23 protein-coding genes are annotated in these 24,966 nt (G+C 72.2%); 14 read left to right on the top strand and 9 right to left on the bottom strand.

Annotated features, from left to right (window positions below; translation table 11 throughout):
- Positions 1–12: 12 nt before the first annotated feature.
- The 4 genes from ACFFR3_RS06415 to ACFFR3_RS06430 all read left to right on the top strand — a co-directional run bounded on the left by ACFFR3_RS06415 (position 13) and on the right by ACFFR3_RS06430 (position 3,581).
- Positions 13–282 carry a hypothetical protein gene (locus ACFFR3_RS06415; protein ID WP_345385472.1) on the top strand — a complete coding sequence of 90 codons (270 nt, stop codon included), beginning with the start codon at positions 13–15 and terminating at the stop codon, positions 280–282.
- 50 nt (positions 283–332) lie between these two features.
- On the top strand, positions 333–929 hold the full coding sequence (locus ACFFR3_RS06420) for an NUDIX hydrolase (RefSeq protein WP_379482751.1): 597 nt from the start codon (positions 333–335) through the stop codon (positions 927–929).
- A 336-nt stretch (positions 930–1,265) separates the two neighbouring features.
- A complete protein-coding gene (locus ACFFR3_RS06425; RefSeq protein WP_364379665.1) occupies positions 1,266–1,925 on the top strand; it encodes a lysophospholipid acyltransferase family protein in 660 nt (219 codons plus the stop codon).
- An 81-nt stretch (positions 1,926–2,006) separates the two neighbouring features.
- Positions 2,007–3,581, top strand: coding sequence for a penicillin-binding transpeptidase domain-containing protein (locus ACFFR3_RS06430; RefSeq protein ID WP_379482752.1), 1,575 nt, complete (start codon positions 2,007–2,009; stop codon positions 3,579–3,581).
- 12 nt (positions 3,582–3,593) lie between these two features.
- Here the strand turns inward: ACFFR3_RS06430 and ACFFR3_RS06435 are convergent, their stop codons facing one another.
- The 3 genes from ACFFR3_RS06435 to ACFFR3_RS06445 all read right to left on the bottom strand — a co-directional run bounded on the left by ACFFR3_RS06435 (position 3,594) and on the right by ACFFR3_RS06445 (position 5,817).
- Complete coding sequence (locus ACFFR3_RS06435; protein ID WP_345385483.1) at positions 3,594–4,430, bottom strand: alpha/beta fold hydrolase; 837 nt, start codon at positions 4,428–4,430, stop codon at positions 3,594–3,596.
- A gap of 138 nt (positions 4,431–4,568) precedes the next feature.
- The gene (locus tag ACFFR3_RS06440; RefSeq protein WP_379482753.1) at positions 4,569–5,216 is read right to left on the bottom strand and encodes a PadR family transcriptional regulator; all 648 of its coding nucleotides are present in this window, start codon (positions 5,214–5,216) and stop codon (positions 4,569–4,571) included.
- A 319-nt stretch (positions 5,217–5,535) separates the two neighbouring features.
- A complete protein-coding gene (locus ACFFR3_RS06445; protein ID WP_345385487.1) occupies positions 5,536–5,817 on the bottom strand; it encodes a DUF3040 domain-containing protein in 282 nt (93 codons plus the stop codon).
- Between the two features lie 133 nt (positions 5,818–5,950).
- Between ACFFR3_RS06445 and ACFFR3_RS06450 the strand changes: the two genes are divergently transcribed.
- The 5 genes from ACFFR3_RS06450 to ACFFR3_RS06470 all read left to right on the top strand — a co-directional run bounded on the left by ACFFR3_RS06450 (position 5,951) and on the right by ACFFR3_RS06470 (position 14,119).
- Positions 5,951–6,991 (top strand): Rv2578c family radical SAM protein, encoded by a 1,041-nt coding sequence (locus tag ACFFR3_RS06450; RefSeq protein ID WP_364379653.1) that lies wholly within the window; start codon positions 5,951–5,953, stop codon positions 6,989–6,991.
- A 142-nt stretch (positions 6,992–7,133) separates the two neighbouring features.
- Entirely contained in the window at positions 7,134–9,008 is a 1,875-nt protein-coding gene (locus ACFFR3_RS06455) for a GTP-binding protein (RefSeq protein WP_345385493.1), read from the top strand.
- Positions 9,009–9,165: 157 nt separating this feature from the next.
- Complete coding sequence (locus tag ACFFR3_RS06460) at positions 9,166–9,288, top strand: hypothetical protein (protein ID WP_345385495.1); 123 nt, start codon at positions 9,166–9,168, stop codon at positions 9,286–9,288.
- 97 nt (positions 9,289–9,385) lie between these two features.
- Entirely contained in the window at positions 9,386–12,661 is a 3,276-nt protein-coding gene (locus tag ACFFR3_RS06465; RefSeq protein WP_379482754.1) for a S41 family peptidase, read from the top strand.
- Between the two features lie 159 nt (positions 12,662–12,820).
- Positions 12,821–14,119, top strand: coding sequence for a glycosyltransferase family 4 protein (locus ACFFR3_RS06470; protein ID WP_364379644.1), 1,299 nt, complete (start codon positions 12,821–12,823; stop codon positions 14,117–14,119).
- Between the two features lie 145 nt (positions 14,120–14,264).
- Here the strand turns inward: ACFFR3_RS06470 and ACFFR3_RS06475 are convergent, their stop codons facing one another.
- The 3 genes from ACFFR3_RS06475 to ACFFR3_RS06485 form a co-directional block, all read right to left on the bottom strand.
- Positions 14,265–15,185, bottom strand: coding sequence for a S1C family serine protease (locus ACFFR3_RS06475; protein WP_345385503.1), 921 nt, complete (start codon positions 15,183–15,185; stop codon positions 14,265–14,267).
- A 122-nt stretch (positions 15,186–15,307) separates the two neighbouring features.
- Positions 15,308–15,667: a fluoride efflux transporter CrcB gene (crcB, locus tag ACFFR3_RS06480; protein WP_379482755.1), complete on the bottom strand. Its 360-nt coding sequence runs from the start codon at positions 15,665–15,667 to the stop codon at positions 15,308–15,310.
- Entirely contained in the window at positions 15,664–16,119 is a 456-nt protein-coding gene (locus tag ACFFR3_RS06485) for a FluC/FEX family fluoride channel (protein WP_379482756.1), read from the bottom strand. Before ACFFR3_RS06485 ends, crcB begins: the two co-directional genes overlap by 4 nt.
- Positions 16,120–16,191: 72 nt before the next feature.
- On the opposite strand from ACFFR3_RS06485, the gene ACFFR3_RS06490 reads away from it, so the two are divergent.
- Positions 16,192–16,905 carry an HNH endonuclease family protein gene (locus tag ACFFR3_RS06490; RefSeq protein WP_379482757.1) on the top strand — a complete coding sequence of 238 codons (714 nt, stop codon included), beginning with the start codon at positions 16,192–16,194 and terminating at the stop codon, positions 16,903–16,905.
- Position 16,906: 1 nt separating this feature from the next.
- Here ACFFR3_RS06490 and ACFFR3_RS06495 read toward each other — a convergent pair whose 3' ends face one another.
- Entirely contained in the window at positions 16,907–17,746 is an 840-nt protein-coding gene (locus ACFFR3_RS06495; RefSeq protein ID WP_379482758.1) for a GDSL-type esterase/lipase family protein, read from the bottom strand.
- Positions 17,747–17,964: 218 nt separating this feature from the next.
- Between ACFFR3_RS06495 and ACFFR3_RS06500 the strand changes: the two genes are divergently transcribed.
- On the top strand, positions 17,965–19,194 hold the full coding sequence (locus ACFFR3_RS06500; RefSeq protein WP_364379630.1) for an isochorismate synthase: 1,230 nt from the start codon (positions 17,965–17,967) through the stop codon (positions 19,192–19,194).
- A gap of 9 nt (positions 19,195–19,203) precedes the next feature.
- On the opposite strand, the gene ACFFR3_RS06505 is transcribed toward ACFFR3_RS06500, so the two are convergent.
- Positions 19,204–19,824: a YigZ family protein gene (locus tag ACFFR3_RS06505; RefSeq protein WP_345385516.1), complete on the bottom strand. Its 621-nt coding sequence runs from the start codon at positions 19,822–19,824 to the stop codon at positions 19,204–19,206.
- 80 nt (positions 19,825–19,904) lie between these two features.
- On the opposite strand from ACFFR3_RS06505, the gene ACFFR3_RS06510 reads away from it, so the two are divergent.
- From ACFFR3_RS06510 to ACFFR3_RS06520, 3 genes are all read left to right on the top strand, one after another.
- Entirely contained in the window at positions 19,905–20,222 is a 318-nt protein-coding gene (locus ACFFR3_RS06510) for a hypothetical protein (RefSeq protein ID WP_345385518.1), read from the top strand.
- 172 nt (positions 20,223–20,394) lie between these two features.
- Positions 20,395–22,419, top strand: a complete 2,025-nt coding sequence (locus ACFFR3_RS06515; protein ID WP_379482759.1) for a hydantoinase/oxoprolinase family protein — start codon at positions 20,395–20,397, stop codon at positions 22,417–22,419.
- Positions 22,416–24,044: a hydantoinase B/oxoprolinase family protein gene (locus ACFFR3_RS06520; protein WP_345385524.1), complete on the top strand. Its 1,629-nt coding sequence runs from the start codon at positions 22,416–22,418 to the stop codon at positions 24,042–24,044. The genes ACFFR3_RS06515 and ACFFR3_RS06520 overlap by 4 nt, the downstream gene beginning before the upstream one ends.
- A gap of 72 nt (positions 24,045–24,116) precedes the next feature.
- On the opposite strand, the gene ACFFR3_RS06525 is transcribed toward ACFFR3_RS06520, so the two are convergent.
- On the bottom strand, positions 24,117–24,965 hold the full coding sequence (locus ACFFR3_RS06525) for a metallophosphoesterase family protein (protein WP_379482760.1): 849 nt from the start codon (positions 24,963–24,965) through the stop codon (positions 24,117–24,119).
- Position 24,966: the final 1 nt, after the last annotated feature.

Raw genomic sequence — 24,966 nt, forward strand, 5'->3', positions numbered from 1 at the left:
GAAGAGCCGGCAATGACCTCACCTCATGACCCGCCCGACGGCGCCCCGCGCACTCCGCCCGACGCCCGGCCCCGCGCCGGCGACCAGATGCTGTCCATCATCGGGTTCGCCTGTGCGGCCATGGCCCTGCTGTTCATCCCCATCCTGTTCGGGCTGGCCGGGGTGGTGCTCGGCATCGTCGGGCACACCCGCGGCGAGCCGCTCGGACGGTGGGCCGCCACCGCGGCGGGTGCGGCCATGCTGATCGGCACCCTGCTCGGCATCATCCTGACCACCACCTGACCCGGTCCGGGCGCCGCAACGGGCACCGTGAGGCGTGAGATCCTTGACGGATGCTTCCGCCCATCGACGAGCTGCGTCCGCAGGTCACCGCCCGGCTGGCCGCCTTCGGGCGGCGGGAGGTCCCGGTCGCCGACGGGCTGCGCAGGGCCGGGGTCACGGTGTGCGTGCTGGAGGACGCCCGCCGCAGCCCGTACGTCGTGGTGATCCGCCGTGCGGCGGCCGGGCGCAACGCCGGCCAGTGGGCGCTGCCCGGCGGGCGGGCCGACGACGGCGAGCGGCCGGAGGCGGCGGCGCTGCGCGAGCTGGCCGAGGAGACCGGCGTCACGGGGGTCGAGGTGGCCGGGCTGCTCGACGACTTCGTCACCGACTCGGGGTTCGTGATCACGCCGGTGGTGGCTTTCGGCGGGCGGCAGGAGCCGGTGGGCGATCCGCGGGAGGTGGCGTCGGTGCACGCCGTCCCCTTGGAGCGCTTCCTCGCGCCGGGGGTGCCGCGCTGGCGGGGCGACCTGCTGCAGATGCCGCTGGGCACGTCCATCGTGATCCACGCGCCGACGGGGGCGATCCTGTGGCAGTTCGCCGAGGTGGCGCTGCGGGGCCGTGAGCAGCGCGTCTTCGACGTCGCCCAGCCCCGCTGGACCCGCACCTGACCGATCTTCGCACACCGCCCGATTCCGGGTGATTCGGGACGGTACGGAGTGCCTGGTCAGAGCCTCGGGACCCCTTCCCAACAGGCCCCCAAGAGCGCGCCACGATTACCTTCAGGGCCCCCTGGTGTGCTTAACTCAAGACTGCCGATGTGGTTTGTGTCCCCCGGGCCGCAAATTACCGCCTTCACGGAATACCGTTCGGCTGGAGCCGTGTTGTGCACCTCGCCGAGGAGGCGACCGCCACATCGGCCTAACACCTTCCCAGGCGCCCCGCACACCCGCGGGGCGCCTGCTTTATTGTGGGGTGGCCGTCAGCCCGATCATCAGGAGAGCTCGTTGCTTTACCACGTGGCCAAGTTCGCCTCGACGCCACTCGTCCATGCGATGTGCCGTCCGCACATCTCCGGCGCCGCCCACGTGCCGCGCACCGGACCGGCGATCCTGGCCGCCAACCACCTGTCGGTGCTCGACTCGTTCCTGCTGCCCGCGCTGCTGCCACGGCACGTGACGTTCACGGCCAAGAACGAATACTTCTCCGGCAACCCCGTCTCGGGCTTTTTCATGCGTCTGGGCCGCAGCCTGCCGATCGACCGCGAGAGCGCGCACGCCGCGCAGGCCATGCTGGAGGAGGCCGCCGCGCTGCTGGAGCGGGGCGAGCTGTTCGGCATCCACCCCGAGGGCACCCGCTCCCCCGACGGCCGCCTCTACCGCGGCAAGATCGGCGTGGCCTGGCTGGCGCTGCGCACCGGCGCCCCGGTGCTGCCCGTGGCGCTCAGCGGCACCGAGAAGGTGATGCCGTTCGGCGCGAAGGTGCCGCGGCCCGCGCCCATCGGCATCGCCATCGGCGCTCCCCTGCGCTTCACCGGCGACCACACCAAAGCGCAGGACCGGCGCCGGGTCACCGACGAGATCATGGCCGCCATCCAGCGGCTCTCCGGCCAGGAGTACGTCCCGAAGTACGCGGCCAGCGTCAAGGCTGAGAATGGTATGTCCTGATTGGGAGCTCCCGCTAGGCTCGGAAGCTGTCGTCGAGGAGCAGGGGGCTGATCAGTGGCGCGGGGCCGTACCATCGCGATCGTGTCCGTGGCGTCGGTGCTCGCGGTGGGGGCCGCGGCCGGGGGCGCCTACTATGTGCTGCACACCCGCGGCACGCCGGCTGAGACCGCGCAGCGGTTCGCTGCGGCGTGGCAGGCGGGCGACAAGGGCGCGATGACGAAAGAGCTGGCCAAGGCGCAGCCGCTCACCGCCTACGACCAGCAGCGCAGCGCGCTCGCCGTCGAGTCCACCGCGATCGAGCTGGGCCGGGTCACCGAGGGCGACGGCCGGGCCAGCGTCCCCTACACCGCCAAGCTCGAGCTGAAGAACATCGGTAAGTGGACGTACGAGGGCAAGATCGACCTCGTGGTGGCCGACCGTACGTGGAAGGTCGACTGGAAGCCCTCGACGCTGCATCCGTCGCTGACCTCCGGCGCCGAGTTCTCGCTCAAGACCCGCTGGCCTGAGCGCGCCGCGATCACCGATGCCGAGGGCTCGCGCATCGACGACGGCACGGCCGGCGGGTCGGTGCAGCAGCTCGTGGGCTACCTGGTCAAGGCGACCAAGAAGGACGTCGCCAAGCTCGGCTCGTCCTACAAGGTCGGCCAGGCGGTCGGGAGCCACGGGCTGCAGGCGACGTTCCAGAAGCAGCTGGCCGGCACGCCCACGACCGAGATCAAGCTCGGCGACAAGACGCTGAAGACCATCGAGGGCGCCGAGGGCGAGCCCGTGGAGACCAGCCTCGACCCGCGCGCCCAGGCCGCCGCGGTGACGGCGGTCAAGGACATGAAGAAGCCCACCTCGCTGGTCGCGATCAAGGCGTCGACCGGCGAGATCCTGGCCGTGGTCAACAACGTGGGCGGGTTCAACCGGGCGCTCGACGGCCGCTACCCGCCCGGCTCGACGTTCAAGGCGGTGACCGCGATCGGGCTGCTCGCCGCCGGCGTGTCCCCGCAGGACAAGGTCACCTGCCCCATGTACGCCACCGTCGGCGGCCTGAAGGTCCGCAACTCCGACAAGGAGGAGTTCGGCTCCATCTCGTTCCTCGACTCCTTCGCCCACTCGTGCAACACCACGTTCGCGCCGCTCGCCCAGTCGAAGCTGGGGGCCGCGAAGCTGCTCGACGCGGCGGAGGACGTCGGCTTCAACCAGCCGCTGACCATCGGTGTGCCGGCCACCAAGGCCAGCTTCCCCAAGGCGCAGTCCGACGCCGAGCTGGCGGCGGAGTCGTTCGGGCAGGCCAGGATCACCGCGAGCCCGCTGTCGATGGCCTCGGTCGCCGCCGCGATCGCCGACGGCACCTGGCGCCCGCCGACGCTGGTGCCGTCGATGAAGCAGAAGCTGTCAGAGCGCGAGCTGCCTGCCAAGGTGAAGGCGGGGATGCACCAGATGATGTCGGCCGTGGTGACCAAGGGCACCGCTCGCTCGGCCGGCCTGCCCGCGGGCACCCACGGCAAGACCGGCACGGCCGAGTTCGGCACCGGCGAGAAGCTGGAGTCGCACGCCTGGTTCATGGGCTTCAAGGGCGACGTGGCGTTCGCGGTGGTCGTCGAGGGCGGAGGCGGTGGCGGCGCGGTCGCCGCCCCCGTCGCCGCCACGTTTCTGAAGAACTACTGATCGGCCCGCTCGTCACCGATCCTTGAGGAAGCGGCGGATCTCCTCGGCCGCGCGGCCGGGCCGGCCGCGGTCGGCGGTGTTGGAGGTGGCGCTGTGGTCGAGGCCCTCCATGAGCACCTTGGTGGCGTGCGGCAGCACCTCCTCGAGACCGGCGAGGGCCGCGCGCAGGTAGGGGCGGGTCCTGGTGCCGCCGAGCAGCAGCACCTCCTGCCGCACGGCCCGATACCTCTCCAGGTCGCCCGCCGCCTCCCTGGCGAGCTGGAGGTCCTGGCGCAGGGTGGGCGCCAGCTCGGCGAACGTCGCGCCCGGGCCTTTCAGCATCCTGCGGGTGAGCAGTTCCAGCAGCTTGCGCGGCACCAGGTTGAAGACGGGCGGGCCGAGCTCGGCCGCCTTCATGCCGGTGACCAGTGCGGCAGGGACGTTCCCCGCGGTCAGCTCCTGGTCGAGGCGGCTCAGATGGACGTCCAGGGCGGCGCCGTCGGGGAGCAGCGGCGGCTCGAAGACGACGGCCCCGTGCAGGTCGGGACGGACGGGCAGGGTGCGCAGCGTGATGATCGCCCCTGAGCTGACGCCCGCGACGTGGCGGGCGCCGGTGGCCTCGATGAGCGCCGAGAGGTCGGCCACCTCCCGCTCCAGCCCGTACGCGGTGCCGGCAGGACCGCTCGAGCCCCTGCCGCGCCGGTCGGGCAGGTAGCAGGTGAAGTCGGCCGACAGGGCCTGCGCGAGGTCGAGCTGGCTGCGGCCGGTCTGCATGGCGCCGTGCAGGATCACCAGCCCTGGGCCGCGGCCGACCTGGTGGTAGCCGATCGTCGCGCCGTCATCGGACGTCACGGCGCCTGTGGTGGTCATGATCATGAGAGCTCCCTCATCGGTCGGTGAAGGGGAGCCCGGCTATCGTTGTCGATGCCTTCTCGTGGCCGGGGCTCCGCTTCGGGTGCGAGATCCGCCCGGCGGCGGTGTTGCAGCACCGCCGCCGGGCCTGTCCGGTCAGTCGTCCTGCGTGCCTCGGGCGGCCAGGTCCTCCAGCCCGTCCGGCAGGTCGCCTGTGCGGTGGAAGGCCCGCCACTCCTCGATCCCGGGGAACGTGCCCCCGTCCAGCTCGGCCACCAGCGAACGCACCCAGGCGGCCTGGGCTGCGCGCATCGCCAGCGCGTACTCCGACTCGACGACGAAGAGGCGCGGCAGCTCCGCCCGCTCCGCCTCCAGCGCCCGCCGGTCGGCCTCGATCTGCTCCTCCAGCCGGGCCAGCCGCTCCCGCAGCAGCGCGCCGACCTCGTCGGGACCGAGCCCGCCCATCACGGACAGGCCGGCCTCGAACGCCGTCGGCTCCCTCTCCGGCGTGGACAGCAGCTCGCGCGTCCAGTCGGCGGCTTCGTGGCGGCCGGCGTCGGTGATGCGGTAGACGGTCCGCTCGGGCCGCGCGCCCTGCCGCCCGCTCTCCACCGCCTCAAGGAAGCCGTGTTTGTGCAGGTTGCGGACGACGGTGTAGAGCGAGCCCCACTTGATGGGCATGTCCTGGTCCTTGTCCCGGGCGCGCAGGACGGAGGCCATCTCATACGGATGCATGGGGCGCCGGCCGACGACGGTGAGCACGGCCAGCGCCAGCAGGTTCGTCACCGGTCGCCGCTTCGCCATGACCCGCTCCTAGCCATCGAATACTCGCCTGCGAGTATACGCACGCGAGTAACCGAGAGACAAGGACGCGCGTCGGCCTCTGCTCGCGGTTCGACACGTTCGCCCTGAGCCCTGACACACCCCGAGCGAGAGCGGACTTCCCCGTCCGGAACGAACCCTCGGTTCGCCTCGCCGGCTGAGGCGAAATCTCCGCGGCGCGTGATTGTGCGGCTTTTCCGGGCAGACCCCATCCCGTGATCGCCGGAAACGCACAAGAAGAGGCGACGAGCACGGAGGCTCGACGCCGGAGATCTTCGTGTGGGCCGTCCGCGGCCAGGGCTCAGAACATGGTGGACAGAGCCATGGCGGCGGCGGCTTCGTGGCGGAGAACCATGATCAGCAACGTGGCGACCAAAGTGGCGATCAACACCCAGCTGATCAAAATGATGACCGTCGAGCGGCGCGGCCCGCGCTTGGGGCCCGATTGCCCCGTGGACCTCGCCTCGCTGCGACGAACCCGCTCGTTGAACGACTCAAGCCGCGCCACAAGTCTCGGATCGTCGTCGACGAGGTGCTGCTCGATCTGGGCCAGCATCCGCTCCTCGTCCTGCGACCAGGCCATAGGTGCACCTCCCGAACGCAAGCTCCGTGGCGTCTTTCTGCCCAACCATGAAGATCATTAGCCCCAAGCTGACCATGTAATTGCGACGTCTTTCAGTTTGCGATCAACCTCGAATACTTGTTCTAATCATGGGATGCGCTGGGACAACCTGCGCCTGGCCGAGCCTGGCCGGGACGATCCGGCCGTGCCGCTGTTCGCTCGCGGCGCGGTCACCCGAACGTTCGACACGCCTGAGTTCCGCGGCATGACCTTCTACGAGATTCAGGCCCGATCCATCGTCAACCGCGTGCCCGCCGCGAGCCGGGTGCCGTTCGAGTACACGATCAACCCCTATCGCGGGTGCACCCACCGCTGTATTTACTGTTTTGCCCGAAAAACGCACGAATATCTAGATTTGGATGCCGGGGCTGACTTCGACTCGAAGATCGTGGTCAAGGTCAACGCCGCCGAGCTGGCCCGCAAAGAGCTGGCCTCACCGCGCTGGGGCGGCCATCACATCGCCATGGGCACCAACGTCGACTGCTACCAGCGCGCCGAGGGCCGCTACAAGCTGATGCGCGGCATCCTCGCCGCGCTGCGCGACGCCGCCAACCCGTTCTCCATCCTCACCAAGGGCACCCTGATCCTGCGCGACCTCGACCTGCTCACCGAGGCCGCCGAGGTGACCGAGGTGGGCGCCGACGTGTCGGTCGGGTTCGTCGATCCGGAGACGTGGCGCGCGGTCGAGCCGGGCACGCCGCACCCGGGCCGGCGGCTGGAGACGTGCGCGACGCTCAACGACAACGGCATCGCGTGCGGGGTCCTGATGGCGCCGATCCTCCCCTACCTCACCGACTCGCCCGCCCAGCTCGACCGCACGGTCAAGGAGATCGCCGCCGCCGGCGCCACCCACATCTCGCCCATAGTGCTGCATCTGCGTCCTGGCGCGCGGGAGTGGTGGCTGTCGTGGCTGTCTCGCGAGCACCCGCGGCTGGTGCCGCGCTACCTGGAGCTCTACGGCCGCGGCTCCTACGCGCCGAAGGCGTACCAGCAGCGGGTCGTCGGCATGGTGAAAGAGCTGGCCCGGCGCCACGGCGCCGGCCGCGCCACCCCCGCTGTGGCCCGCCGCCTCCCACCGGCCCGCCCTGCCACTCCCCCTGAGCCGCCCGAGCCCGAGCAGCTCCGCCTGCTCTAGCGGGAAAAGGGTTGGCGGCGGCCGTCCGGCGGATGGCAGGATGGCGGGCACCCCGACGTCGAAGATCAGGAGTTCGGAATGAGGTGCCTCGGAGTCTCCCAGCGCCCTGTTGGCTCGAGAGTTTCCCGAGGGTTCCTCAACCGTGCACATCCTGAACATCGGCATCCTCGCGCACGTGGATGCGGGCAAGACCAGCCTGACTGAGCGGCTGCTGTTCGAGACCGGCGTCATCGACCGGCTCGGCAGCGTCGACACCGGCAGCACCCAGACCGACACCGGCGAGATCGAGCGGCGCCGCGGCATCACCATCCGCGCCGCCGTCGCCTCCTTCACGCTCGGCGATCTGCGGGTCAACCTCGTGGACACGCCGGGGCACGCCGACTTCGTGGCCGAGGTCGAGCGGGCGCTCGACGTGCTGGACGGCGCCGTGCTGGTGCTGTCGGCCGTCGAAGGGGTGCAGCCGCACACCCGGGTCCTCATGAAGACCCTGCGCAGGCTGCGGCTGCCGACGCTGATCTTCGTCAACAAGATCGACCGGGCCGGCGCGCGCGAGCACGAGCTGCTGGCCGAGATGCGGCGGCGGTTGTCGCCGTCCTGCGTGCCGATCACCACCGTCGAGGGCATCGGCGGGCGCGCGGCCGTCACCCGGCCGCTCCCCTCGCTCCGGCCGGCCGCCGAGGTGCTCGCCGAACGCGACGACGACCTGCTGGAGCTGCTGGTCGAGGGTGGCGAGCCGGGCGCCGGCCAGGTGCGCGCTGCGCTGGCCCGCCAGTGCGGCGCCGGTGAGGCGTATCCGGTGCTGTTCGGCTCGGCGATCACCGGGCAGGGCGTGCCCGAGCTGCTCGACGGCATCGCCGAGCTGCTTCCCGCCGTGCCCCAGCCCGCCGAGGGCGGGCGACCGGGCGGTCCTGTGTTCGCGGTCGAGCGGGGCCCGTCCGGGGAGAAGGCGGCGTACGTACGGGTGCGCGAGGGCGTGCTGCGCACCCGCGAGAAGATCGGCTTCTACCGGGACGGGACGCACGCCTACGACGGGCGGCTGACCGCGCTCGCCGTGGCGGGCGCGCCGCAGCGGCGCACGGCGCTGGCGGGCGACATCGTCAAGGTCTGGGGCGTGCCCGAGCTCCGGGTCGGCGATCACCTGGGCGGGCCTGGGTCGTCGGGGCGGGCCCACTTCACCCCGCCGAGCCTGGAGACGGTGGTCAGGGCGCGCGTGCCGGGCGAGGAGCCGCGCGTGCACGCGGCGCTGCTCGCGCTGGCCGAGCAGGACCCGCTGATCGGCACGCGCACGGTGGCGGGCGGCGAGACCTCGGTCCTGCTGTACGGCGAGGTGCAGAAGGAGGTCATCGGCGAGACCCTGGCCAGGGAGTACGGCGTGGAGGCGGTGTTCGAGCCGAGCCGCCCCGTCTACTTCGAGCGGCCCGCCGGCACCGGCGTGGCGCTGGCGGAGATCCAGCGCCGCGGGCCCAACGAGTTCATGGCGACGGTGGGGCTGCGGGTGGACCCGGCGCCGCGCGGCTCGGGGGTGGGCTACCGGCTGGAGGTGGCGCTCGGGTCGCTGCCGCTGGCCTTCCACCGGGCGATCGAGGAGAGCGTGCGCGCGGCGCTGCACGAGGGGCCGCACGGCTGGCCGGTGACCGACGTGACGGTGACGCTGACCAGGACCGGCTACAGCGCGCCGGAGACCGTGGCGGCCGACTTCCGCGGCCGTACCCCGATCGTGCTGGCGCGGGCGCTGCGCCGGGCGGGCACGATCGTGCACGAGCCGTGCCACCGGTTCGAGGTGGAGGTGCCGCTGGAGACGTTCGGCCCGGTGACCGCGCAGCTCGCGGCGCTGGGCGGCGAGCTGCGCGACACGGCGCGGCGCGCGGACACGTGGGTGCTGGGCGGGGAGATCCCGGCGGCGGCGGTGCACGTCTTCGAGCGGCGGCTGCCCGGGTTGTCGCACGGCGAGGGGGTGTGGTGGTCGGAGGCGTCCGGCGACCGGCCGGTCCGCCAAGGGGTCGCGAGCGGCCGTTGACGGACGTCGGTGAGCGATTTCGAGAGCTGCGTGCCCGAGTAGCTAAGGGGTTACGAAGAGTACATAAGAGGCATGTCGGGTTTCGTCGTTCGATGGGTATTAAGGGGCTTGGTGTACCAATCAGGTGCATCACGTCCGTACAGGGGGGATGATCTCCATGGCTGACACGAAGAAGAAACCCACGGCCAAGTCCGGCAAGTCCAAGAAGCAGGCCATCAAGACCAGCCGGCAGGCCAAGGAGACCAAGCGGGAAGGCACCAAGCCGACCGGCGAAGAGTGATCTTCCGGGCAGCCCTCCCAGGCTGCCCGTCCGGTGAGCTGATCGGACGGCCGAGGCTGGGGGCCTCGACCGTCCGATCGACTGTGGAGCTGCGCTCATGTCGGCTTACCTGCGCTTCCCCGCCGTGTTCCAGGACGTGGTGGTGTTCGCCGCCGAGGACGACCTGTGGATGGTCTCCGCCCAGGGCGGACGGGCGTTCCGGCTGACCGCGGGGCTGGCCGAGGCCGGCTACCCGCGCATCTCACCGCGCGGCGACCAGCTCGCGTTCGTGGGGCGCGAGGAGGGTCCTGAAGAGGTGTACGTGATGCCGGCCGGCGGCGGCGCGGCCCGCAGGGTGACCTTCCACGGCGCCCGCTGCACGGTGACCGGCTGGGACCTGGACGGCCGCATCCTGTACGCCAGCGACCAGGGCCAGCCCTTCGAGGGCCGCAAGTGGCTGCACCGGGTGGCGCCCGGCGGGGTGCCGGAGCGGCTGCCGTACGGGCCGGCGAACTCGATCGCGTACGCTCCGGGCGGCATGATCGTCCTGGGCCGCAACACCGCCGACCCCGCCCGCTGGAAGCGCTACCGCGGCGGCACGGTCGGCGACCTGTGGATCGACCCGCGCGGCGACGGCGAGTTCCGCCGCCTGATCCGGCTGCCCGGCAACCTCGCCTCGCCCTGCTGGAGCGACGGCCGGGTGTGCTTCATCTCCGACCACGAGGGCGTCGGCAACGTCTACTCGTGCACCCCCGACGGTGACAATCTGCGCAAGCACACCCATCACGACGACTATTACGCCCGTAACCTGTCGGGCGACGGGCATCGCCTGGTCTACCACGCCGGCGCCGACCTGTACCTGCTGGAGCCGGGCGAGCGTGCGCGCCGGCTGGAGGTGCGGCTGGCCAGCTCCAGGACGCAGCGCAACCGCAGGTTCGTGGACGCCGCCGAGTTCCTCGACAGCGCCACCCTCGCCCCCGACGGCAGCGCGGTGGCGCTCACGACGCGCGGCAAGGCGTACGCGATGGCGAACTGGGAGGGCCCCGTGCGGCGGCACGGCTCCACCGACGGCGTCCGCTACCGCTTCCTGACCTGGCTGAACGATGGCGTCAGGCTCATCGCGGCAGCCAGCGACGACGGCGACGAGGAGCGCCTGGTGGTCCTGGAGCCGGCCGACGCCGGCGCGAGCGCCGCCCGGGAGGCGAAGGCGGGCGCAGGAGCAGACGCGGGGGCGGGCGCGAGGGCGGACCCGGCTGCGGGGGCGGGTGCTGGGGCGGGTGCTGGGGCGGACGCGGGTGCTGGGGCAGACACGAGGGGGGACGCAGGTGCGGGGGCGGGGGCCGGGGTCGAGGTGGCACGGCTGGGGCGGATCAACGAGCTGGTGCCCGACCCGGCACACGACCGGGTGGCGATCGTCAACCACCGCCACGAGCTGTACCTGCTCGACCTGTCCCAGGGCCGGTCGGTGCTGGTGGAGGCCAACCCGCACGGCGCGCCGGAGGATCCCGCCTGGTCGCCGGACGGGCGGTGGCTGGCGTACGCGAGCCCGCTCAACGCCCAGACCACCGCGATCAAGCTGCACCACCCGGAGACCGGCCGCACGGTGCAGGCCAGCGAGCCGGTGCTGAAGGACTCGATGCCGGCTTTCGACCCGGATGGCCGATACCTGTACTTCGTCGGGCAGCGCGTCTTCTCGCCGGTCTACGACCAGCTCCAGTTCGACCTGGGTTTCCCGCTGGGCACCCGGCCGTACGCGGTGGCGCTGCGCGCGGACGTGCCCGACCCGTTCGTCCCCCGGCGGCACCCGCTGACGGACAAGGACGACGAGGACGACGAAGAGGAAGAGCACGAGGAGCCGCTTCGGGTGGACCTCGACGGGCTGGCCGGCCGGGTGACCGCGTTCCCGCTGCCGGAGGGCCGCTACGAGCAGGTGGCCGGGCTGCGCAAGGACAAGGCGCTGCTGCTCACCAGCCCGCTGGAGGGCGACGGCACGCTGCACCTGTTCGACTTCGCCAAGGGCGAGAGCGAGACGTTCGCCGAGGGCGTCACCGCGTTCGAGCTGGGCCGCGACCACCGCACGCTGCTGTACCGCGCGGACGACCGGCTGCGCGTGGTCAAGGCCGGCGAGGTGCCGGGCGACGGCGACACGCCGGGGCGCGACAGCGGCTGGATCGACCTGTCGCGGGTCAAGGTGCCGGTCTGCCCTGAGGCGGAGTGGCGGCAGATGTTCCGCGAGGCGTGGCGGCTGCAGCTGGAGAACTTCTGGACCGAAGACATGGCGGGCGTGGACTGGGCGGCCGTCTACGACCGCTACCAGCCGCTGGTCGACCGGGTCACCACCCGCGGCGAGTTCTCCGACCTGCTGTGGGAGCTGCACGGCGAGCTGGCCACCAGCCACGCCTTCGAGAGCGGCGGCGAGTACCGTCCAGGGCCCGACTACAGCCAGGGCAAGCTGGGCGTGGACTGGGAGCACCGGGACGGCGTCTATCACATCCGCTCGATCGTGACCGGCGACCGGTGGGACCCGAAGGCCACCTCGCCGCTGAACCGGCTCGGTCTCGACGTACGGCCGGGCGACGCGGTGCTGGCGATCAACGGCGCGCCGATCGGCACGGCGGCCACCCCGAACGAGCGGCTGGTCAACCAGGCGGGCGAGGAGGTCGAGCTGACGCTGCGGCGCGGCGAGCGGATGTTCACGGTCACCGTACGCGCGCTCGCCGACGAGCGCCCGGCCCGCTACCGCGACTGGGTGAACCTCAACAGGGCCCGCTGCCACGAGCGCTCCGGCGGCCGGGTGGGCTACCTGCACGTGCCCGACATGGGGGCCGAGGGGTTCGGGGAGTTCCACCGGGGTTTCCTGGCCGAGTACGACCGGCACGCGCTCATCGTGGACGTGCGCTTCAACGGCGGCGGGCACGTCTCGGCGCTGCTGCTGGAGAAGCTGGCCAGGCGGCGGCTCGGCTACGACTACCCGCGGTGGGGCGACGCGGAGCCGTACCCGCCGGAGTCGCCGCGCGGCCCGCTGGTGGCGGTCACCAACGAGTGGGCGGGCTCCGACGGCGACATCTTCAGCCACACGTTCAAGCTGCTCGGCCTGGGCCCGCTGGTGGGCAGGCGCACGTGGGGCGGCGTGATCGGCATCTGGCCGCGCCACCAGCTCGCGGACGGGACGGTGACGACGCAGCCGGAGTTCTCGTTCGCGTTCGACGACGTGGGCTGGCAGGTGGAGAACTACGGCACCGATCCCGACATCGAGGTGGACATCACCCCGCAGGACTACGCGAGAGGCGTGGACACGCAGCTGGAGACGGCCATCGACACCGCTCTCGCGCTGCTCGCCGAGCATCCGCCGCACACCCCGGACCCCCGGCACCGGCCCGGAATGCAACCTTAGTCACCTCCCCGGCGTCTAATGATCATAGGTGGGGAAAGCGCACAGGGGATGAAGGACGCGTATCCCGCCGAGCACGACCGAGCCGGTGGTGAGGCTGACGCCCTCACCACCGGCGATGTGTATGTCCAGCTTTTTTGACGCTGATAGGAGACATGACAGGTGCGCGCACTGGCACGCAAGGGCAAGTCGGCGATGGTCCGGCTGTATCGGGGGTACGACCGGCGCAAGGCACGCACCGCGCCGCCGCCCTCGACCAGGCGGATCCGCATCCTCCTCCTGCACGCGCACGGGATGGGCGGCACGATCAGGACCGTGTTCAACCTGGCCGGTCACCTGGCCGACGAGCACGAGGTCGAGATCGTCTCCGTCCTGAAGGAGGCCGAGCAGCCGTTCTTCCCGGTCGACCCGCGGGTGACGTTCCGCTATCTGGACGATCGTCTCAACCCCGGGCACGACCCCGTACGCGCGATGTTGTCGAAGCTGCCTAGCCGGCTGATCCCGAAGGAGGAGTCGGCGTACCACCGGTTCAATCTGTGGACCGACCTCAAGCTGGCCCGGTTCATCCGCTCGCTGGACGACGGCGTGCTGATGGCCACCCGTCCCGGGCTGAATCTCGCGGTCGCCCAGTTAGCGCCACCGGGCGTCATCACGATCGGGCAGGAGCACGTGGCCCTGGCCACCCAGCCGGAGCCGGTGCAGGAGCTGATCAAGTGGCGCTACCGCCGCCTGGACGCGCTGGTCACGCTCACCAAGGCGGACCTGAAGGACTATCAGGACACGCTGAAGAAGGCGCCGCGCAAGCTGGTGCGCATCCCGAACGCGGTGCCGCCGATGAGCGGCGAGGTGTCCAAGCTCGACGCCAAGGTGGCCGTCGCGGTCGGCAGGATGACCCGGATCAAGGGCTTCCACCGGCTGATCACCGCCTGGGAGACGGTCGCGCAGGCGCACCCCGACTGGAAGCTGCGCATCTTCGGGGCCGGGCCGCAGGAGGAGAACCTGGCCAGGCAGATCGCGGAGGCCGGTCTGGAGGGCAAGGTCGAGCTGCCGGGGCCCACCACCGACGTCGGGGCCGAGCTGGAGAAGGCGTCGATCTACGTGATGAGCTCACGTCATGAGGGCTTCCCCATGACGATCCTGGAGGCCATGGCGAAGGGGCTGGCCATCGTCAGCTTCAACAGCCCGCACGGGCCGAAGGAGATGATCAAGAACGAGGCGGACGGGCTGCTGGTCAAGCCGCGCACCAACGCGAACCTGGCGGCCGCGATCATCCGCGTCATCGAGGACGAGCAGTTGCGGCGTGACCTGGCGGCGGGGGCGCTGGAGAAGGCGGAGAAGTACGACGTGCACGTGATCGGCCAGAAGTGGGACAAGCTCCTCGCCGACCTGCTGACCCACCGCGAGGCCCGCTACCGCAGACAAGTGGCCGCCCGGCAACCGGCATCGCCCACCGCCACGTGAGCTCGCAGGGGTGGTAGCGGGGGCCCGCCACCGTCAGGGGCTCCCGAACGCCCAGCGCACGGTCAGGCAGCGCACGGTCAGGCAGCGCACGGTCAGGCAGCGCACGATCGCCGGGAGGTCCGAAGCCGCCGCCGGCCTCCTGCGGTCAGACGCCGGTGCCGGTGAGTTCCACCGGCTCGGCGATGACGTCCACCAGAGCGCCGTTGCGGTGCACGGTGATGGGGAGCGGGCGGCCGATGGCGTCGGCGAACATCAGCCGCTGGAGGCTCTGCGCGTCGCCCACCGGGGTACGGCCCGCGCTCAGCACCAGGTCGCCCGCGCGCAGCCCGGCGCGTTGCGCGGGCGAACCGGGCACCACCTCGACCACGCGCAGCGCGCCGTCCTGCCCGGTGCGCCGGCGCAGCGGCTCGGGCAGCGGCGCCGGCGAGGTCACCAGGCCGAGGAACGCCCGCCTGACCCGGCCGTCCCTGATGAGCGCGGCGATGATGGACCTGGTGGTCGCGTTGACCGGCACGGCCAGGCCGACGCCGACCCCTGCGACGGCCGTGTTGATGCCGACCACCCGCGCCTGCGCGTCGGCCAGTGCGCCGCCCGAGTTGCCGGGGTTGAGTGCGGCGTCGGTCTGGATGACGTCCTCGATCAGCCGCATGCCGGCCCCGCTGCGGGCGGGCAGCGAGCGGCCGAGACCGGACACCACACCGGCGGTGACCGACCCGGCCAGCCCGAGCGGGTTTCCGACGGCCACCACGAGCTGCCCCACCACGAGGTCGTCGCTGTCGCCCAGCTCGGCGGGCGGCGGGATGGGGGTCTGCGCCCTGATGACCGCCAGGTCCGACAGCGGGTCGCGGCCGACCACCTCGAACCCGCCGGAACCGCCGTCGGCGAACGCGACGGTGCCGGACCGTGCGGTGCCGACGACGTGCGCGTTGGTCAGCAGGAACCCGTCGGCGGTGAACACCACCGCCGACCCGCTCCCCCGGCCGGCCCGCACACTGGCCACTTTCGGCAGCACCTCGGCCGCCACGGACGACACGACGCGAGAGTAGGCGTCGAGGGGATCCGCCATCACGCCCTCCAGGAGATGATTACGTGCTTACACGCTAACTCCCGGAGCGCGCCTCACGGGCACGGCCGGGGCGGAAACAACCGGGCGGTCAGACCAGGGCCTGGGCGGAAACAACCGGGCGGTCAGGCCAGGGCCTGGGCGACGGCCATACCGCAGTAGGCGGCGCCGAGACCGGCGACCACGCTGGCCAGCGCGCTGGCGATCGCATGGAAGCGGGCGCCCTCCTCGGCCAGCCGGACCGTCTCGTACCCGAGCGTCGAGTACGTCGTCAGCGCCCCGCAGAACCCCGTGCCCGCCAGCGCCATCACCGAGCCCTCCGCGGGCAGCGCGGCCAGGAAGCCCAGCAGCGCGGACCCGGCGACGTTGACGCTCAGCGTCCCCCAGGGGAAGGCGGTCTCGTGCCGCGCCTGCACGGCCCGGTCCGCCAGGTAGCGCAGCGGCGCCCCGACGGCCGCCCCGATCACGATCAGCAGCACCGTCATCGGGCTCGCCCTCCGGCCACCCGGCGGGTGAGCCACATGCCGGAGGCGACCGCCAGCAGCGCCGCCGCCATGGTGGCCGCCAGGTAGACCAGCGCCGTCACCGGCGCGCCGGCGGCGACCGTACGCTGCGCGTCCACCACGTACGTGGAGAACGTGGTGTAGCCGCCCAGCACCCCCACCCCCAGGAACGGCCGCACCAGCCGGTGGGCCGTGCGGACCTCCGTGATGACCACCATGAGCACCCCGATGAGCAGGCAGCCCGACACGTTGACGAGGAACGTCGACCACGGGAACCCGCCGGGCGGCGTCGGCAACAGGGCCTGCAGCCCGTGGCGGGCCAGCGCCCCCAGTGCCCCGCCGGCCGCGATCACCGCGATGACCGGCCAGTGGAGCTCGGCGCGCTGGGCGGGGACGTGAAGATCGACGTCAGGATCGATGGGACGATCAGTCACATAACCCTCCCCGTGTCGAAATACCGCGCGCCGGGAATCTCTCTAGACAACCCGGAGCTCATGGAGGTCTGCTTGAGCACCAAGGACGCCATCGCCGTCCTCGCCGGAGCCATCATCGTCGCTTCCTTCGTCGGCACTGCCAGAACCCCGCCCGCCACCGCGGCCAGCCCGCTGGGCAACGTCAGCGGCACGTTGCCCGGTTTGGCCCCCATCATCTCGGACGCGGAGAAGGGCGAGGCACGCGGGATCATCAAACGGCTGCGCACGAAGGGCTTCGGCCCCAACACCGGCTACGCCCGCACCCGCTACGGCGGCAACTGGGCCGACTCGGCCATGGGCGTCCCGTACGCCCGCAACGGCTGCCGCACCCGCGACGACCTGCTGGCCCGCGACGGGCGGAACGTGAAGTACCGCAAGGGCTCCGACTGCGAGGTCGTCTCCATGGAGCTGACCGACCCCTACACCGGCCGGGTGATCCACTGGCACAAGGACAACGCCGACGAGGTGCAGGTCGATCACGTGGTGCCGCTCAACTACGGCTGGCGGATGGGCGCGCCGCGCTGGTCGATGTCCAAGCGGCTCGACTTCGCCAACGACCCGCTCAACCTGCTGCCCGTGGACGGGCACGCCAACGAGCAGAAGGACGCCTCGGGGCCGGCGAGCTGGCTGCCCCCGAGACGCGGCATCCGCTGCGCCTACGTGACCCGCTTCGCGCAGGTCGCGCTCAAGTACGACGTGCCGGTCCGCCCGGCCGACAAGAAGATCATGCTGAAGCAGTGCCGGTAGGTCAGCGCGGGTCGAGCCAGCGGAAGCCCCGCCGGTACGTCTGCTCGGCCAGCACCCGCTGTCCCTCCGAGTTCGGGTGGAAGTAGTCCCAGCGGCTGACGTGCTCCAGCGTGAACGGGTAGGAGAACACCGCTCCCCCGTCGGTGCGGCAGCCGGGCCCGTACGCGGCGCACGCCGCGGCGGCGGCCCTGTTGTAGGCGATGACGCGGGCCCGCACCCTGGCCCGGCGCTGGTCGTCGGCGCGGCGGGTGGAGGCGGGGTTGTCCAGCATCGACTGGCAGATGCGGCCGGCGCCCCAGAACGTCCTGGCCAGAGCGCTGGACTTGCCGACCTGCCACAGCCGCCGCAGGTCGGGAACGCTGGCGAAGAACACCCTGGCCCCCGGCATGCCGGCGCGCAGCTCGGCCAGGGCGGCGTCGACGCGGCGGCGGTAGGTGGCGACCGGGGTCATCTGCTGCTCGGTGCGGACGCAGGCGTCCTGGGCGCCTATGAGGATCGTCACATAGTCGGCCTTGGCCTCGACCGCCTTCTTCACCTGGCCGAGCAGGTCGGCGCTGGTCGCGCCGGGCTTGGCGAAGTTCAGGTTGTTCTTCTGGAGCGTTCCAGACAGCTCGGACAGGCGCAGGTAGTGGCTGTTGACGTCCTTGTTGTCGCCGGACGACCAGGAGCGGGCGGTGCAGGAGACGTACCAGCCGCAGGCGTTGAACCCGGTCGAGATGGAGTCGCCGAGCGCGGCCATGACCTGCGGCACGGGCTGGGCGAAGGGGGCGGCCCGCACGGCCGTGCCCGAGGCGGTGAGAACGACGGCGGCGGCGAGCACGGAGCCCAGGCGAGCGATCATGGGCACCAAGGTAGGGACGCGATGACCGGCCTGCCACGATCTCGAGGCGCGTACTGCCTGTTCAGGACCATCTTCATAGGGCGGCTTGACAGCGGGGGCCGGCCGGGGCGGTGCACAACAGCGGGCGGCGGCCGGTTCTTTCCCGGTTCTTGACGGGTAACAATGCATTCACGGGGGTCCGAGTCGAACGTGTTCAGTTCCCGCATAGAGTGTCTTGAGTGAGTGTCGCGCTCGGAACAACCCGCCCGCTGCCGGTTCGCACCACCCCTGTAGGCGACCCCGGTGACCTGCTGGCGTCCCTCCCCCACACGGCCCCCTACGCCTGGGTCAGGAACGGAGAGGGCCTCGTCGGATGGGGTGAGGCCGCCAGGGTGGCCGTCCCTCCGGGGCCAGGACGGTTCGCTTGGGCCCGCAAGTGGCTGGCCACCGTCTTCGGTGAGGCGCAGGTCGACGACTCCGTACGCACGCCGGGCTCCGGGGCGGTCGCCTTCGGCAGCTTCACCTTCGACGAGGACGCCCACGGCTCCGTGCTGGTGGTTCCCCGGGCCGTGCTGGCCCGCAGGGGCGGCCGGGCGTGGCTGACCACGGTCGGCGAGTCGCCGCTGGAGAGGTTCACACCCATCCGCGACCCCGGACGCATCAGCTATGGCGACGGCAGCCTGTCCGCGCCCGAGTGGGAGCATGTGGTGGCGCAGGCCGCCAAGCGCATCCGCGAGGGCGAGCTGGAGAAGGTGGTGCTGGCCCGCGACCTGGTCGCCACCGCCGAACGGCCGATCGACGTGCGGCTGCTGCTGTCGCGGCTGTCCGCCCGCTACCCCGAGTGCTACACGTTCTCGGTCGCGGGGCTCGTCGGCGCCACACCCGAGCTGCTCATCCGCCGCACGGGGCAGGAGATCGAGTCGCTGGTGCTGGCCGGCACCACCCCGAGGGGCACCGGCCCGGCCGACGACCTCGCCCGCGGCGCCGCGCTGCTCGCCTCGGCCAAGGACCGGCACGAGCACGAGTGCGCGATCGCCTCCGTACGCCAGACGCTGGCCCCGCTGTGCTCGTCCCTGACCACGCCCGACGAGCCCGAGCTGCTGATGCTGCCCAACGTGCAGCACCTGGCCAGCCACGTCACCGGGCGGCTGGCCGACGGGGCATCCGTGCTCGACGTGGTCGCCGCCATGCATCCGACGGCGGCGGTCGGCGGCACCCCGACCTCGACGGCGATCCAGGTCATCCGCGAGCTGGAGGGCATGGACCGCGCGGGTTACGCCGGTCCCGTCGGCTGGATCGACGCGCACGGCGACGGCGAGTGGGGCATCGCGCTCCGCTCGGGCCTCGTCCAGGGCCGCCGGGCCCGGCTGTTCGCGGGCGGCGGCATCATGGGCGACTCCGACCCGGCCGCCGAGCTGGCCGAGGCCCAGGCGAAGTTCCGCGTCATGCAGTACGCCCTGGAGGGCTGACCGCCCGGGTCAGGCGGGGACGTGGAGGGGGTCGCCGAGGTCGACGCGGGCGCGGCCGGCCGTCAGCGTGGCGACCCAGTCGGTGAAGGCCGCCACCTCGTCCTCCCCCACCGCGACGGCGAAGGTCACCTCGCCCGCGTACGTCACGTCGCGCACCGCGTGACGGGAGGCCCGCAGGTCGTTCTCCACCCGCCCGGCCTGGTCGTGCGCGACGGCGACGTGGACGAGCCTGGCCGGCACCATCCGCACCGGCTCGGCCCGGTCGAGCGTCTCGGTGACGGCCGAGCCGTAGGCGCGCACGAGCCCGCCCGCGCCCAGCAGGGTGCCGCCGAAGTAGCGGGTCACCACTGCCACGATGTCGCTGAACCCCCGCCCCACCAGCGCCTGCACCATGGGTGTGCCCGCGGTGCCGCCCGGCTCGCCGTCGTCGTCGCCCTTCTGGATGCGCTCGCCGATGACGTAGGCGGTGCAGTTGTGGGTGGCGTCGGAGTAGAGCCTGCGGCGCTCGGCGATGAACGCGGCGGCCTCGTCGACGCTGCGCGCCGGGGCCAGCGCGCAGATGAAGCGCGAGCGCCGCGCCTCGGTCTCGTGCTCGACGACGGTGTTCAGGGTGAGGTACGGGGCTGGCACATCCGACAGGGTAGTCCCCCGCCGCGCGGCCCCGGCGAGAGCTAACATGCCGTCAGGTCGTCAGGACCGGGAGGGGTCTCATGGACAGTCCCAACGACACCGCGACCGCCGTCATGCCCTACGTGACGGCGGCGATCGACGCCTACGGCACCGGCGTGCTGGCCAGGACTCGCGAGCTGGCCGCCGACACGGAGATGGCGAGGGGCGCGCGCATCCTGCAGCGGGTCTTCGGCCGCGGCGACGCCGCCTCCCGCGAGGTGATCGGCCGGGTGGCGGGCGCCAAGCCCGACGACGAGACCTGCCGCACCGCGCTGAGGCTGGCGCTCGCGGCAGAGCTCCGCGCCGACCCCCTGCTGCGCTTCGAGGTGGCGGCCATGCTCCCCCGCACGCCCGCCTGACGAGGGGCGCGGCGAGCGAGGCCCCCGCCTTCCGATCGGGAGCGTGACGGCCTTCCCAGCACCCCCATCCTCGCCCCCGGCCTGAGGGGCGGTGCGGGGTGCACGGGTGCGGAGTGGCGGGTGTGCGGGACGCACAGGACGGCGGCGCGGGCTTCCGCGTACGGTGCGGCACATGAGTTATCGCGTCGCCATGGACATCGGCGGCACCTTCACCGACGTCGTCTGCTACGACGACACGACGGGTGCCGTCACCGCCTCGAAGGCGCCCACCACGCCGGGAGACCTCGCCGAGGGCGTCTTCGCCGCGCTCGGACGGGTGATGGACGACCCGTCGGAGATCTCGTTCTTCGTGCACGGCACCACCCAGGGGCTCAACGCGCTGCTGGAGCGCAAGGGCGCGAGGGTGCTGCTGCTGGCGAGCGGCGGCGCGCGTGACGTCTACCGGATCGCGCGCGGCAACCGCGACCGCATGTTCGACCTGCGCTACCGCAAGCCGGAGCCGCTGGTGCCGCGCCGCGACGTGATGGAGGCGGGCGGCCGGCTGGACTACCGGGGCCGCGAGCTGCAGCCGCTCGACGAGGAGTCGGTACGCGCGGCGGGCCGCAGGGCGCGGGCCGAGGGGTTCGACGCGGTGTCGGTGTGCCTGCTGTTCTCCTACGTCAACCCGGACCACGAGCTGCGGGCGGGCCGGATCCTGCGCGAGGAGCTGGGCGACGACGTGCTCGTGGTGCTCTCGCACGAGGTGGCGCGCGAGTGGCGCGAGTACGAGCGCACCTCGTCGGCGGTGCTGGAGGCGTACACGGGGCCGGTGGTGCGGCGCTACCTCGCGGGCATCGAGCGGCGCTTCTCCGAGCGCGGGCTCGGCGTGCCGGTACACGTCATGCAGTCGTCGGGCGGGCTGGTCAACGCCTCGTACGCGATGCGCAGGCCGCTGCAGACGCTGCTGTCGGGGCCGGTCGGCGGGACGATGGGCGGCGTGGCGGCGGCCCGGCTGCTGGGCCGCGACAACGCGATCTGCATCGACATGGGCGGCACCTCGTTCGACGTGTCGCTCGTGGTGGACGGCCGGCCCGACGTGAGCGCGGAGGCGAGCATCGAGGGCCATCCGGTGCTGATGCCGATCGTCAACCTGCACACGATCGGCGCGGGCGGCGGCTCGATCGCGTACGCCGAGGCGGACGCGCTGCGCGTCGGCCCCGAGTCGGCGGGCGCCGATCCCGGGCCCGCCTGCTACGGCAGGGGCGGCACGCGGGCCACCGTCACCGACGCGAATGCGGCGCTCGGGCGGGTGGATCCCGCCTGGTTCGCGGGCGGGCTGATGACGCTGGACGCCGAGGCCGCGGGGGCGGCGGTGGCGGAGCTGGCGGGGCGGCTGCGGCTGGACCCGCTGGAGCTGGCCGAGGGCGTCTGCGCGGTGGCCAACGCGAAGATGGCGCAGGCCATCCGCACACTCACGGTGGAGCACGGGGTGGAGCCGCGCGAGTTCGCGCTGGTGGCCTTCGGTGGTGCGGGGCCGATGCACGCCGCGTTCATCGCGCGGGAGCTGGGCATCTCCGAGGTGGTCGTGCCGCGCTTCCCCGGCGCGTTCTCCGCCTGGGGCATGCTGGAGGCGGACGTGCGCAGGGACCTGACGGACCCGTACTTCCGGCCGCGGGACGTCCTCGACGGTGGCGACATGTCGCAGCGGCTGGTGGCCCTGGAGCGGGAGGCGCTCGACGCCCTCGACGCGCAGGGCGTGCCCGAGGAGCGGCGCCGCGTGGAGCACGCGGTGGACATGCGCTACGAGGGCCAGGACTACACGCTGACCATCCCGCTGCGCGACGCCACCGAGCCCGCCCAGGCCGGGTTCCTGGAGTGCGTGGCCGCCCGCTACGCCGAGGCGCACACGAGCCGCTACGGGCACGCCACCCCGGAGGCGCCGGTGGAGTTCGTGATGCTGCGCAGCACCGGGTTCGGTTCCTTCCCCCGCACCGCCGCCCCCGCGGCCGGGGCCGAGGCGCCTCAGGAGATCGGCGTACGGGATGTGATCTTCGACGGTGAGGTGCACCGCACCCCCGTGCTGCGCCGCGCCGGCCTGGACGGCGAGCTGGCCGGGCCGGCGATCGTGGTGGAGGAGACCGCGACCACGGTCGTCCCGCCCGGCTGCCTGGCGAGCGTGGACGACAACGGCTTCCTCATCATGAAAGTGAACACGTGATCGACCCCGTCACCACCGAGATCATCCGCTGCGCGCTGCTGCAGGCGGCGGAGGACATGAACACCACCCTCATCCGCAGCTCCTACACCCCCGTCATCTACGAGGCCAAGGACTGCGCGGTCGCGCTGCTCGACCGCGACCACAACGTCCTCGGCCAGTCGTCCGGGCTGCCGATCTTCCTCGGCAACCTGGAGGTGTGCACCCGCGAGACCGAGCGCCTGTACGGGCCCGAGGTGTGGCGGGAGGGCGACGTGTGGGTGCTCAACGACTCCTACATCGGCGGCACCCACCTCAACGACGTCACCGTCTACGGGCCGATCTTCGCGGGCGGCGAGCTGGCCGGGTTCGCCGCGTCGCGCGCCCACTGGCTGGACGTCGGCTCCAAGGACCCCGGCGGTTCCATGGACTCCACCTCGATCTTCCAGGAGGGCCTGCGGATGGGCCCCGTCAAGGTGTACGAGGGCGGCGAGCCCTGCCGTGACCTGCAGGAGCTCATCGCCCGCAACGTGCGCTTCCCCCACGCCACGCTGGGCGACCTGCGCGCCCAGGTGAGCTGCGCGATGACCGGGCAGCGGCGGCTGAAGGAGATCGTCGACCGGTGGGGCCTCGCCACGCTCGCCGAGGCGCGCGAGCAGATCTTCGCCCAGACCGAGCGCATGGAACGCGCGGCCATCGCGGCCATCCCCGACGGCGTCTACCGGGCTTCGGGCTTCCTCGACAACGACGGCATCGACCTGGACACGCCGCTGCCGGTCACGGTGGCGGTCACGGTGTCGGGCGAGAGCATGCACGTGGACCTCACCGACTGCGCCGACCAGGCGACCGGCCCGGTCAACTGCGGCGCCGCGCAGGCGGTGGCCGCCGTGCGGGTCGGCTACAAGCTGCTGGTCTCCGGCGACGTGCCGTTGAACGGCGGCTCGTTCCGGCCGCTGTCGGTGCGCACCAGGCCGGGCTCGATGCTGGCCGCCGAGTCGCCGGCCGCCTGCCAGTACTACTACTCCCACCTGGGGCTGCTCATCGACCTGGTGGTCAGGGCACTGGCGCCGGTGCTGCCGGGCAAGGCGGCCGCCGCGTCGTACGGCGACTCGATGATCGTGCAGTTCACCGGCACCGACCCGCGCACCGGCAAGCTGTACGTCTCCCAGGAGGCCACCGTCGGCGGCTGGGGCGCCTGGGAGGGCGGCGACGGCGAGAGCTGCCTGATCAACAACGTCAACGGGTCGCTGCGCGACATGCCGATCGAGGTGCTGGAGACGTTGTTCCCCGTCCGCGTCACCCGCTACGAGGTGCGCCCCGACACCGGCGGCGCGGGGCGCTGGCGGGGCGGCAACGGCGTGGTGCGCGAGTACGAGTTCTGCGGCGACACCTCGCTGTCGCTGTGGTTCGAGCGGTCGGTGACGCCCGCGTGGGGCCTGGCGGGCGGCGCCGACGGCGCGCCGCCGCACGTCACGCTCAACCCCGGCACGCCGGGCGAACGGCACATGCTCAAGGTCAACGCGCTGCCCGTCAAGGCCGGTGACGTGCTGCGCTGCGAGTCGGGCGGTGGCGGCGGCTACGGGCCGCCCGAGGAGCGCGCGCCCGAGGCGGTGGCGGAGGACCGCGCGGAAGGCATGGTCACCGGATGAGACCCGCCCGCCGTCCCGGTGCTTTCCCCTGGCATCGGGGCGGCGGGCCTCCCCCTTCCACGCCTCGCTCTTCTACGCCTCCCCCTTCTGCGCCTCCGGCAGCACGTCACGCAGCAGCCGCCGGCCGCCGGGACGGCGTTTCCACTCGCGCGGGTAGCCGAGCGACACCTCCTCGAAGCGCACGCCGTCGTGGCGGGTGACGCGCGGGATGTGCAGGTGGCCGTAGATCATCGCGGCCGTGGGGTGGCGTACGTGCCAGCCGGCCGTGGCCGTGGTGCCGCACCACTGGGCGAACTCGGGGTAGCGCAGGATGTCGGTCGGCTCGCGTACCAGGGGGTAGTGGTTGACGAAGACCAGCGGCACGTCGTCGTCCAGCTCGGCCAGCCGGCGCTCGGTGCGCGCCACGCGCTCGCGGCACCAGGCGTCGCGGGTGGGGTGGGGGTCGGGGTGCAGGAGGAACTCGTCGGTGCAGACGACGCCGGTGCTGTGGGCGTAGGCGAGCGCGCTCTCCTTGGTGGGGTGGCCTTCGGGGAGGAACGTGTAGTCGTACAGGAGGAAGAGCGGCACGACCCGCACCGGGCCGCCCGCACCCTGCCATAACGGATAGTCGTCCTCCGGCGTGACGACGCCCAGCTCACGGCAGATGCGCACCAGCTCGTCGTAGCGGGCCACGCCGCGCAGCTCGGGCGGGTCGCCGGGCGGCGTCCACAGCTCGTGGTTGCCCGGCACCCACACCACCCGCTCGAACCGGCCGGCCAGCAGGCCCAGGGCCCACCTGATGTCGGCCAGCCGCTCGCCCACGTCGCCGGCCACCAGCAGCCAGTCGCCGGGCGCGAGCGGTTTCAGCTCCTCCACGATGGCGCGGTTCTCGGGGTAGGCGACGTGCAGGTCGCTGACGGCGAGCAGTCTGGCGTCCGGCAAC

Source organism: Nonomuraea salmonea (assembly GCF_042428605.1).
Taxonomy (GTDB): domain Bacteria; phylum Actinomycetota; class Actinomycetes; order Streptosporangiales; family Streptosporangiaceae; genus Nonomuraea; species Nonomuraea salmonea.